Genomic DNA, 9,838 nt, shown 5'->3' with positions numbered 1-9,838 from the left:
TTTGTTAATCACCTCCGATAAGTACCTCTTATCGGAGGTTAGCCAGCTGATTGAAAACAATTGCCATCTCTCGAAAAAACCCGCGTTAAAATCGAATGCAGCAGATCATCACAAGTGGCGCGTGACGTCCATACGCCCATGCAAGACACGGATGACAAGAAGGTTTTTTCCTTGCTCCTGAAAATAGATCACATGCGATCCGACAGCATATTTGAAATAGCCAGCGCGAATGTCTGTCGGCCGGCCCCGCTTGCTGCCGTCTTTTAACCCTTCAAATGCATCGATCACATCATGGATGTAGCTGTTTGCCTGGTCCAGTGACCATTCACGTAGAGTGTAAACCCAGATCTCTTCCAGATCAGCTTCTGCCAGCGGTGTAAGCTGATAACGATCAAAGTGCATGCTTTGTCTTCATTCTGTGCAGGAAGCTTTCGCGATCCAGGGGCTGCGCCGGACCAGACTCTTCACCTGCGATCAGCGCATCCTGTAATGACTTAACATGCGTTTCATGTTCCTCCAACAGACGCAATCCTGCGCGCACCACATCACTGGCAGAGCCATAGCGCCCTCCCCTCACCTGTGAATCGATGAAGCTGGCAAAATGATCACCAAGGCTAACTGAAGTGTTTCGTGACATGTCATAGCTCCTTTGCATCATTGTACCAATAATTGGTACTTAAACAAGAGCACGAGACATGCTTCAACAATTCCTCGATAATATGTTAAGTTTCGGCTCATTTTGAGCCAGTTTTCCATTTCGAACTAACCCATACAAATTCGGAAATTGACATGGGTTTCAACCGGATACATGCGCTGGGACTGATCAACCTCAAATACAAAACTGGGTCAAACTCAGATGAAATTCAACAAGCAATGTCAGCCAACATTGTATTCAACTGATTATTTGTACGTATTTTTTTCTTGGATGACAGGCGAGATTCAAACGTTTGCGAACAAACGATGAGCCGCCTAAAGCTTTCAAAACTTTCGGACTCCACATAAGGCGCGGCATTCATTAACACTTGAAGCGCCTCCGTAGGTGGTTTTGGACGGCTTTCAGGACTTTTCTTTTCCCATGCTTCAAAGCATTCGTTTAAATAATCACCTATTTCCGCGACAGCGTGCAGAACTCGAATTAACGCCGCTCTTTTCTTTTGCCGCTTCTCAGCTCTCTTCTTTTTGCGAAGATCATAAATTTGAACAAATATTAACGCACCGCCAATAACACCAGCTATCAACGTTGAGTAAGCGCCTATTAGTGGCTGCCAATCATTTATAAAACTTACCAGAGGACTTTTTGCGTTCACACAAACTGACATAAAAGCCCTTGCAGTCTCACTACTACAAATGATTTCTTCAAACCGCGTCATCACACCCCTGCCCCGTTTTCCAGCTTTCAAATATCACTGATAAGCCCGACTTCTCAAGCCAGTCATCAGCATCTCCGCAACCGAAAAGCCCCCTGCCCTAGCTTTCGATATCAGAGACCTCAGATATCCACCAGGAGAAGCGATCTCAGATACTTTCTGCAGAATGCCAGCAATCAAAGCAGACGCGCTCTTAAGCCCAAAAATACGGACAGCATCAACATAAGCAGCTTGTGAAATCCCAAGAAATCCGGAAACCAGCTTTGAAACATCTGTGAGGTCTCTCCAGCTCCTGATGCCGGATGCTGAATAGCTTTGAATATCTGGACAAGCTCTGACAACGAGATCGAGCGAAATGGTTTCCGCTTTATAAGTTTCAGATTCCTGATGCACTGGTTTCGATGTCATCTCTTTCAAATCTGAAAATCCATTTTTTTCTTCAAAAAGGGATTCTGGAAGTGACTCTATATGCCGCTCATATTGAGCAACATTGGCGCTCATTTCCTGAGCATTCTCATTATTTTTCAGTGTCATAGCCAATTCAGAGATAATGGCATCGAGTTTAGCCATTATCGCCTTCAATTCAGCCAGAGAAGCCTTCCGTGGAATGGCATTCACGATATCGAGGAAATGAACATAAAGGCTCTCAGAAGGCTCTACAGCGGCTTCTGTGAAGCTTTTAGTGATCTCCCTGCGAGTGATTGTGATCTCGTCACGCAAGCGCTTTACAGCCCGCTGTTCGTCAAGAATACGGTCTGCTGCAGATTTGATATCTGATGCCATTGCAAAGAACGGCGTGAAGTCGAACCCGAATGCCAATTCGACCTCCCCTGCTCGATCTTTGTGAGCATATCTTTTGAAGTTTGGGCTGTTTTTGCGTGAGATGATGCCAGCTTCAACCAATGATGCGAGATGTCTACGCAGGGTAGATTCGGCCATCATGTGGGCTCGTTGGGAAATCAATTTGTTTGATGGGAAAACCACTAGCTTCGACTTAGCAGTGATCACGTCATCAGCTAAGAACGAAAGCATGGAATTGAGAACAGTCAGACATCTATCGTTCAAGCCGTAGTCAGCTTTAGCGATACAGAGGTGCCTGTAGAGTTCCCATTTCTTGATGCCCTCGCCTGACACTTGTGAAGTCGAGACTCGGTTGGTCATTCGACTGCGAATGGCAGTCGTGACAGAACTCAGAATTTGCATTTCATTTGCCTCAAAATTAGGCAAAAGCAGACCCGCACATCAAAAATGATGTTTCAAATCTTGACTTTGAATTTGGGAAATGCGAATCATAAGTTGCTTAGACAGATGATTGGCTCTCACAAATTCAGTTTTGTGGGGGCTTTTCTTTTGCGGTTTAGTCTCCAGTGTTGATATTTGACTGCTTGAACTCGCTTAGCAGTCGCTCAAGATTGTTTGATAGCCAGTCGCCAAATTCATTCGATTTATCGCTCTTAAACGACACATCGAGTTGACGGGGCTTCCGATTCATAGTGACGCTAAACAGATTATCCTGAGATCTCCAGGCTTTTGCAGCGGAATCCTCAGAACCCTCGTTTCGAGCTTTCCCAAGCACACGTAGACGTGTCATCAGCTTCGAGAAACGTTGATCGCTATCAAGCTTCGAAAGCTCGTCTCTGAGTAAGAAGTCTTCCGCAGCAGAAAGCATGTCTGGTTTCTCAAGCTGTTCAAGAAGCTCAAGCCAACGCTTGCGCCCTGCTTTTGGAGCTGAACCGATGATTTTGATGAGGTCTTCTGGCACCTTTTTAGCAACAGAAATCAAACGGCTTACATCAGCCTTATCCATTCCAAGCGCGGATATAACGACAGAACGCTCTATACCGAGGTCTTCCATGTTTTTAGCGAAGAAGGCTCTTTCGATAAAAGACAGGTCTTGTCTGTCTAGGTTTTCACGACTTTGAGCAACAATTACCTCGTAATCAGATAGCTTCTTTACGATAGCCCGAACTTTGATACCAAGCTTTTCTGCTGCACGAAGACGGCGGCGACCATAGGCGATTTGATATCGACCATCTTTATCTGGTAATGGACGCAATAACACAGGAACCTGCTGGCCGTTCTCACGAATGCTGTCAACGAGCTCATCGAAAGCGGCATCGACATCTATGGTGATACGATCTGCAATCTTAGACGGCTCAACGTGCGATGGCTCGATCTCAAGAATGGAATTGGCTTCTTCAAGCTGTTTCTGGAGATCGGTCGCGTGACGTGCAGATTCAGCCATTTCTTTAAGAGATGCACCCATGGCACCAATAGCACCTGAACGCACTCTATCTGTATCTGGCTTAGTCGCATTGGATGGGGCAGGGGCTTCACGCTTCTGCAAAAACAGATTGCTGATCGTTTCTTTCCTGCTCATTTCATCCTCCTTGTTGGTACGTCCCAACAGATTCTTCTATTCTCGCTGTTGGTACGTACCAACAATTTCCTACTCACGACCCCAAGCCTTTTTCACCAGGGCTTCGATTTCTGCATTCACTGCATCAAGAGCTTCCATTGCGCGGTCATACGTTGAACGCGTCAAGTTCTCTCTGCCGATTTCATAAAGTGTCTGTTTCGATAGACCAGCATCCGAAACTGCGGCTGATTTCAGCATTGGGTTCACCAACACGCTGTCGTCAAAAAGATTACGGAGTAGGGCGGCTACCTTGGTTTGTGGTGCGTCTTGAGGCTCATAGCGGGTCAATAGATATCGAATGAAATCATACTGCAGGTTTCCGCCAGCTTCTTTCACCACGGATAACAGGTCACGTGTCATGAGCAGGAACTGAGACATCGAAGAGATATCGAGCATTTGCGGATGCACGGTCACAATCATGGATGTGGCTGCGCACAAACCTGAGAGGGTTAGAAATCCAAGCTGAGGAGGGCAGTCGATCACAACGATGTCGTAGTTATCAGCAACCTGATCGATGGCTTCTGAAATCCGCATGAAGAAAAGCGGCTCGTTACGGTTTCCAGAAGTCAGAGCCTTTGGAGTGGTGTGCTCAAATTCCATCAATTCCAGATTTCCTGGAATTAAATGCAGGCCGTCGAAATACGTTTTACGGATCACATTCTCAAGCGGTTGCTTCTCTTCATCGTAGCGAATGGCTGCATAAAGAGTTTGATTTGAGTGCACGTCAATTTCTGGCATGACACCGAGAAGTGCAGACAATGAAGCCTGAGGATCGAGATCGATGGCAAGAACGCGATAGCCTTGCAGCGCGAAATATTGTGCAAGGTGAGCAGATGTTGTTGTCTTGCCGGAGCCACCTTTAAAATTGGTAATTGCCAGAACCTGCAAGTGTTCGTGCTTCCGACGATGTGGAAGCAATTCAATTGGTTCACGACCACGGATGTTGTCAGCCATTAGCCTGCGGAGTGCATTAATGTCTCCGAGGGTATAAAGTCTGCGACCATTAGATGAGGTTTCCGGCTGCGGGCCATCACCAGCAATACTCAGCTTGCGAAGGTGTGAGTCTGAGACACCGATGAGCTTTGCGGCTTCTGTAGACGTAAATTTACGAAGCTCTTTGGAAGCTGTTGGCGGGAAGAGGGCTTCGCTCATCGCTTGCAAAGATGATGACAAAATTTCTGCCTGATCTCCAATTGAATTGAAGACATCGGTTGGAAACTGACGAGTTGATGTGCTCACAGAGAAATCTTTCATCACAGCAAATAGCATTGAAATGGTTGTTTTGCGTGATGATAGGGAAATTGGCGGTTGCTGCAAGAAATTATTAGTTAATCAATGGTTAATGCGATTGGGAAAATGACTTTTTATATAATGATTACAGTAGTTTGATAGTGATTGACGTATTTCAATAATTTGATCGAGTAGGAATAAATTAGGGGAGAAGGTTGGTCTGGTTTCTTTTTATTAATGTTTCGATTCGGATTCTAATAGAAGAGGGCAGGGTAGAATGCTTGTTTGTAAGTGAAAAGCTCTCCGTAATTGAAGAGCTTGATTCTGTAATAGTTCCGATTTTTAGTTATTTATCGAAAAAGCCGCTGATCTCGACCATCTTTGATTTCTTATCAAACACGCAGACAACCTGCTGTTCATCCTTGTTGTCTTTTTCAAAACCTTTGATGATCGCAAAGCCAAAAGTCTCGGAGCCGTAAGGATCGACTTTGATGTCTTCAATTGTCATCATTTCGCTTACGGCTTTTGTACACGACTGCTCGACATCATTCCTGAATTCGTCCCACGCATCGTCACTTGAAGGGATTGCCTGCTGCATAGAAAGAGCAATGAAAACGGTTGCTGCTGTAGTGATTTGAGCTCTTGTACTTTTCAAAACAGACATCAGAAATTCCCCATTTGTTGGTTTTTCCGAATAAAGAAATAGCGTCCGATAATTTAAGTCAATGATTTCAGTTGATTATAACAAAGAGGGCAGGGTAGGGGAGAGTAGGGGAGCCGAAACTCCCCTTTAGATGTCAGTTTAATTCCCAATGCTTGTAGAGTTTATCCAAAAGCATTTTCTGTCGCTTTTCCAAAACTTCAGGTGTCCAAACTTCCACGCCACGCAGATTATTTATGAGTGCGAAAGGTGAGGTAGTATTGTCTTTTCCGAAGAAATAGACCTCTTTCTTCTTGTTGAAGTCATAATTGGATGCAGCAGGATTTTTGCGGCTATACAATGGCGCAAGGTTAGCGATACGATGTGTCCAATCATCCCTGATTTCTTGATCCGCAAAAAGGGTTAGCCAATCGGAATTTTTGGCAGGTCTTTGTGGTAGAATATGTTCAATCTGGACGTTGCGATATTCGAAGATCGCCGACTGATCATTCATGAGCTTTTCAAGGCTCAGGACAAGGGCAGCTCTTGCCTTCGGTAGCTTTGAATAGATGTCACCGTTGAGCGCTTCGCGGAAATCTTTCATTTCCTTGTCACTTAAATGCATAGCCTCAAGCTTTGAGCTGTCGCCGTCGAAGTCGTCTCGTTGAATAGCTTCGATTAATGACCGAAATTTTTCCAGGCGAGCATTAAATCCACCTATTGTGATCAACAGATAATACGACACGCGCTCCAGGCGTTTCAAAAACTCGGAAACGAGCTTTGGCTGAGACTTGAATTTCTTAAAGTAAACCAAAGCTGGTGGCATCCAGTCTTTCCAGTCTACAGCATCCAAATGACGGAGCTCATCGTTTACGGCCTCTGCACCTGCGGTTGACGTGATGTCCTGATTACGTAGATAGCCATATATTTCTGCATACGGTGTGTTGAGTTTCGCCTGATTTTGAGCCAGGTTTCCATTTCGGGTTCACCCATACGAAGGCGGAAATAGCCAAGGAATTCAAAAGGATTCGTGTGCTGGCTCTGATCAGCATCAAACACAAAACTGGGTCAAATTCAGGCTGAATTTAACAACGAAACCTCTATGCGCGCTCGGCAAGCAGGTTTTCAACGTCGCGAAAGCTGAGCGGAAACCGATAATAAAGCCAAACCGCATGCGCGATGATCTCAGCAGGAAAGCGATGGCGGTGATAGTGAAGCTGGTGTTCTTCGGTCATGCACCGCCCTTACCATCCAACTCCACACATTTCCGTTAAGGCGACGCCTCCCGCTCAGCGTAACATAGCTCAGAAGAAATGAATTTTTGCGACAAAGCCAGGGAAACGCTTTGTCCTCCGTACGAAAAATCGTCGTTAAAACTTCATCGCGCGCGAGAATGCTTTATGTGCTCGATTAGTGCCCGAAGTTTGGGGGCCATGTTTTGGCGCTGAGGAAAATAGAGGAAAAAACCAGGGAACGGTGGCAGAAATTCGCCAAGAAGCGGCACCAATTCACCTGATTCGAGAAATGGGCTAAATATATCTTCCGGCGCGAAGGTAATTCCGCCCCCGGCCAGCGCGGTACGCAACATCAGGCGTATATCATTTGTCGTGATCTGGGGCTCGACAGCCACATCAAAGGCGGTACCGTTCTCTTCAAACTCCCAACGATATGGCGGAACATTTGGCGCAGGGCGCCAGCCGATACAGCGATGATGCACCAGCTCGCGCGGATGGACCGGCGCTCCATGAATGGCGAGATATGATGGGCTGGCGACGACCATCTCTCGCTGATCACCTGTGATAGGTACAGCAATCATGTCCTGCTCGATCACCTCGCCGAGCCTCACACCCGCATCGTAACCAGCGGCAACGATGTCCAGCTCTTCATCTGCGACAGTAATATCTAACGTCACATAGGGATTAGCTTCTGCAAATGACGCAATGAGTGGTCCTGAAAGGAATTGCTCTGCGATAGACGTCGCGGCGATCCTAAGGAGGCCACTGGCTCTGTTCTCGGCCGAGATGTCTTCAAGTGCAACTTCAATATCCCTCAGCGGGTTAGATAGAGCTTCATAAAGTCGCTCCCCTGCTTCGGTAAGGCGCACAGAGCGGGTAGTGCGCATCACAAGTGCGGTCCCGAACATGTCCTCAAGACGACGCAATCCCTGGCTGACGGCAGAGCGTGTCACACCCAAACGGTCGGCGGCAGCACGGAAGTTGTGTTCTTCCGCGACGGCACGAAACATGGGCAAAAGGTTCAGATCAATTCTCATTGTAAAACATCGCTAATCATACTGTCCAAAATGTGATGGGTACCCCAACCAATCAGAAGCGCCGATATTTCCCGTATGCCAACTACAGGAGATAATAAAATGAAAACGGCCATATTAGCTATCACTGCCTCCCTTTTCACGATCGGAACAGCTCATGCGGAAAATCCGCATGTCGGCGAGCCACCAGCTCCTTCAGTGCACAACAAGGCACCATTTACCGTGGCACCACGCCAAGAAACTCAATCTAAGCGGCACCTCCACAACAAAGGTCAAGTTCCCAAGCCCAAGGAGAAAGCCTCACAAGATGGCTCAGCTCATCGTTTCGGTGATGCTTCACCGTCAAGCTATCAGCGCTGAATTTCGACCAACACCTCTGACCAGAATTAAGGAGAAATTATTTTGAATAAGGTTGTTTTGATCACAGGCGCGTCAAGCGGTATTGGCGAAGCAATTGCACGAGAGCTTTGTGCAGCGGGCACGAAAGTTTTGCTCGGTGCGCGCCGTCTTGAGCGTATTGAAACTATCGCAGCTCAAATCCGTGCTGCGGGTGGAGTGGCTGAAGCTCACTTACTCGATGTTACCAGTCGTCAGTCGGTTGGTGAGTTCGTTCAGGCTGCGATTGAGACGTGGGGGCGTGTCGATGTTCTGGTCAACAACGCGGGTGTAATGCCACTTTCGCCGCTTTCCGCAGGCAAGCAAGATGAATGGGAGCGCATGATTGACGTCAACATAAAGGGCGTGCTTTGGGGCATCGGCGCTGTACTTCCCATCATGGAGGCGCAGGATGACGGCCAGATCATTAATATCGGGTCCATCGGTGCATTGCAGGTCGTTCCGACAGGGGCGGTTTATTGCGCCACAAAATTTGCGGTCCGGGCGATTTCCGACGGGTTGCGACAGGAAAGCACCAAAATCCGCGTCACATGCGTGAATCCTGGCGTTGTCGAAAGCGATCTTGCCGCAACGATCACCCATGAGGAAACAGCTGCTGTCATCGGTGCATATCGCGCCATAGCGCTTCAGCCGGCGGATATTGCACGCGCGGTGCGGCAGTTGATTGAGGCTCCAGCGAGCGTCGATACCACAGAAATTACCATTCGGCCGACTGCATCTGCAAATTGACACGCACTGCCCAGTTACCAATCGGGCACTCGGTGTCATGGCCTGAGAAACACCTAGTGTCCACCCACACTGTTATCCCCCCCTCAACTACCCAACAATGGAGTGAACGCATGATTTCTGCTTTAAGGAAAACACCAACTCTCGCACAAGATATAATGATTGCCGCAGTCTTCATTATCGCTTGCTGGGCTGCGCCCACCAACGCATCTGCTTCGCCTTCCTCTCAACTTGAAGGCAGCAACGAAGTCGCTGTCCGCGATGCTTTTGAGAAATGGACCGCTGGAACCGGCAATGTGTTTGACCTGCTTTCCCCCAATATCCAATGGACAATTCACGGATCCGGACCAGTTGCAGATACCTATAGTGGCATCGAGGATTTCCTGCAGCGTGGTGCGGCTCCACTCGTAAGCCGCCTTACAACCGCGCTGAAGCCCGAGGTCCACCATGTGTGGGCGGTGGAGGACAGGGTCATCATCCGCTTCGACGCTGAGGCCACAACGACATCTGGTGCACCTTACCGTAACCAATTTGTCTGGATTTTCCGAATGGAGGATGGATCGGTTGTTGAGGCCGAAGCCTTTCTTGACCTCGTTGCTTATCAGGGCGTCATCGACAACAACGAACCGCGTCAGCAGTAAGATATTTACGGCCGCAGTGGTAAAATCCTGCGGCCCTTCCTCTACTCAACAACTCAGACAATATACGAGGATAACGATATGCATCGAATATTTGCAGCACTGGTGGCCGCAACGGCACTGTTACTTTAACGAGAGTGCAGACATGGCTCA

12 protein-coding genes and 1 pseudogene are annotated in these 9,838 nt (G+C 47.7%); 3 read left to right on the top strand and 10 right to left on the bottom strand.

All coding sequences use genetic code 11. From position 1 onward, the window contains the following. Positions 1 to 108 precede the first annotated feature (108 nt). The 10 genes and pseudogenes from CEV31_RS13345 to CEV31_RS13295 all read right to left on the bottom strand — a co-directional run bounded on the left by CEV31_RS13345 (position 109) and on the right by CEV31_RS13295 (position 7,928). Positions 109 to 402 (bottom strand): type II toxin-antitoxin system RelE/ParE family toxin, encoded by a 294-nt coding sequence (locus CEV31_RS13345; protein WP_094507561.1) that lies wholly within the window; start codon positions 400 to 402, stop codon positions 109 to 111. Continuing rightward, positions 392 to 637, bottom strand: coding sequence for a type II toxin-antitoxin system ParD family antitoxin (locus CEV31_RS13340; RefSeq protein ID WP_094507560.1), 246 nt, complete (start codon positions 635 to 637; stop codon positions 392 to 394). Before CEV31_RS13340 ends, CEV31_RS13345 begins: the two co-directional genes overlap by 11 nt. A 226-nt stretch (positions 638 to 863) precedes the next feature. Next, positions 864 to 1,370: a hypothetical protein gene (locus CEV31_RS13335; RefSeq protein ID WP_094507559.1), complete on the bottom strand. Its 507-nt coding sequence runs from the start codon at positions 1,368 to 1,370 to the stop codon at positions 864 to 866. A 33-nt stretch (positions 1,371 to 1,403) separates the two neighbouring features. Continuing rightward, entirely contained in the window at positions 1,404 to 2,570 is a 1,167-nt protein-coding gene (repC, locus tag CEV31_RS13330; RefSeq protein WP_094507558.1) for a plasmid replication protein RepC, read from the bottom strand. A 154-nt stretch (positions 2,571 to 2,724) separates the two neighbouring features. Then, entirely contained in the window at positions 2,725 to 3,747 is a 1,023-nt protein-coding gene (gene repB / locus CEV31_RS13325) for a plasmid partitioning protein RepB (RefSeq protein ID WP_094507557.1), read from the bottom strand. A gap of 69 nt (positions 3,748 to 3,816) precedes the next feature. Beyond that, positions 3,817 to 5,040, bottom strand: a complete 1,224-nt coding sequence (repA, locus tag CEV31_RS13320; protein WP_094507562.1) for a plasmid partitioning protein RepA — start codon at positions 5,038 to 5,040, stop codon at positions 3,817 to 3,819. Between the two features lie 322 nt (positions 5,041 to 5,362). Continuing rightward, a complete protein-coding gene (locus tag CEV31_RS13315; RefSeq protein WP_094507556.1) occupies positions 5,363 to 5,680 on the bottom strand; it encodes a hypothetical protein in 318 nt (105 codons plus the stop codon). Between the two features lie 133 nt (positions 5,681 to 5,813). Continuing rightward, the gene (locus CEV31_RS13310; RefSeq protein WP_143850948.1) at positions 5,814 to 6,509 is read right to left on the bottom strand and encodes an HNH endonuclease family protein; all 696 of its coding nucleotides are present in this window, start codon (positions 6,507 to 6,509) and stop codon (positions 5,814 to 5,816) included. 253 nt (positions 6,510 to 6,762) lie between these two features. Continuing rightward, positions 6,763 to 6,891, bottom strand: a pseudogene (locus CEV31_RS13300) (IS6 family transposase); the annotation flags it as partial. Positions 6,892 to 7,034: 143 nt separating this feature from the next. Beyond that, entirely contained in the window at positions 7,035 to 7,928 is an 894-nt protein-coding gene (locus tag CEV31_RS13295; RefSeq protein WP_094507553.1) for a LysR family transcriptional regulator, read from the bottom strand. Positions 7,929 to 8,027: 99 nt separating this feature from the next. On the opposite strand from CEV31_RS13295, the gene CEV31_RS13290 reads away from it, so the two are divergent. From CEV31_RS13290 to CEV31_RS13280, 3 genes are all read left to right on the top strand, one after another. Then, positions 8,028 to 8,285: a hypothetical protein gene (locus CEV31_RS13290; protein WP_094507552.1), complete on the top strand. Its 258-nt coding sequence runs from the start codon at positions 8,028 to 8,030 to the stop codon at positions 8,283 to 8,285. A gap of 42 nt (positions 8,286 to 8,327) precedes the next feature. Further along, complete coding sequence (locus tag CEV31_RS13285) at positions 8,328 to 9,050, top strand: SDR family oxidoreductase (RefSeq protein WP_094507551.1); 723 nt, start codon at positions 8,328 to 8,330, stop codon at positions 9,048 to 9,050. A gap of 110 nt (positions 9,051 to 9,160) precedes the next feature. Then, positions 9,161 to 9,688: a nuclear transport factor 2 family protein gene (locus tag CEV31_RS13280; protein ID WP_094507550.1), complete on the top strand. Its 528-nt coding sequence runs from the start codon at positions 9,161 to 9,163 to the stop codon at positions 9,686 to 9,688. Positions 9,689 to 9,838: the final 150 nt, after the last annotated feature.

It is taken from the genome of Brucella thiophenivorans (assembly GCF_002252445.1).
GTDB lineage: Bacteria > Pseudomonadota > Alphaproteobacteria > Rhizobiales > Rhizobiaceae > Brucella > Brucella thiophenivorans.
Note: the sequence above shows the minus strand (reverse complement) of the source record. Positions and strands in the feature narration are given on the sequence as shown.

Excerpts from the sequence above, each read along its gene's own strand:
- CEV31_RS13345 (WP_094507561.1), bottom strand. The coding sequence starts at position 402 with ATGCACTTTGATCGTTATCAGCTTACACCGCTGGCAGAAGCTGATCTG.
- CEV31_RS13340 (WP_094507560.1), bottom strand. The coding sequence starts at position 637 with ATGTCACGAAACACTTCAGTTAGCCTTGGTGATCATTTTGCCAGCTTC.
- CEV31_RS13335 (WP_094507559.1), bottom strand. The coding sequence starts at position 1,370 with ATGACGCGGTTTGAAGAAATCATTTGTAGTAGTGAGACTGCAAGGGCT.
- repC (WP_094507558.1), bottom strand. The coding sequence starts at position 2,570 with ATGCAAATTCTGAGTTCTGTCACGACTGCCATTCGCAGTCGAATGACC.
- repB (WP_094507557.1), bottom strand. The coding sequence starts at position 3,747 with ATGAGCAGGAAAGAAACGATCAGCAATCTGTTTTTGCAGAAGCGTGAA.
- repA (WP_094507562.1), bottom strand. The coding sequence starts at position 5,040 with ATGAAAGATTTCTCTGTGAGCACATCAACTCGTCAGTTTCCAACCGAT.
- CEV31_RS13315 (WP_094507556.1), bottom strand. The coding sequence starts at position 5,680 with ATGTCTGTTTTGAAAAGTACAAGAGCTCAAATCACTACAGCAGCAACC.
- CEV31_RS13295 (WP_094507553.1), bottom strand. The coding sequence starts at position 7,928 with ATGAGAATTGATCTGAACCTTTTGCCCATGTTTCGTGCCGTCGCGGAA.
- CEV31_RS13290 (WP_094507552.1), top strand. The coding sequence starts at position 8,028 with ATGAAAACGGCCATATTAGCTATCACTGCCTCCCTTTTCACGATCGGA.
- CEV31_RS13280 (WP_094507550.1), top strand. The coding sequence starts at position 9,161 with ATGATTTCTGCTTTAAGGAAAACACCAACTCTCGCACAAGATATAATG.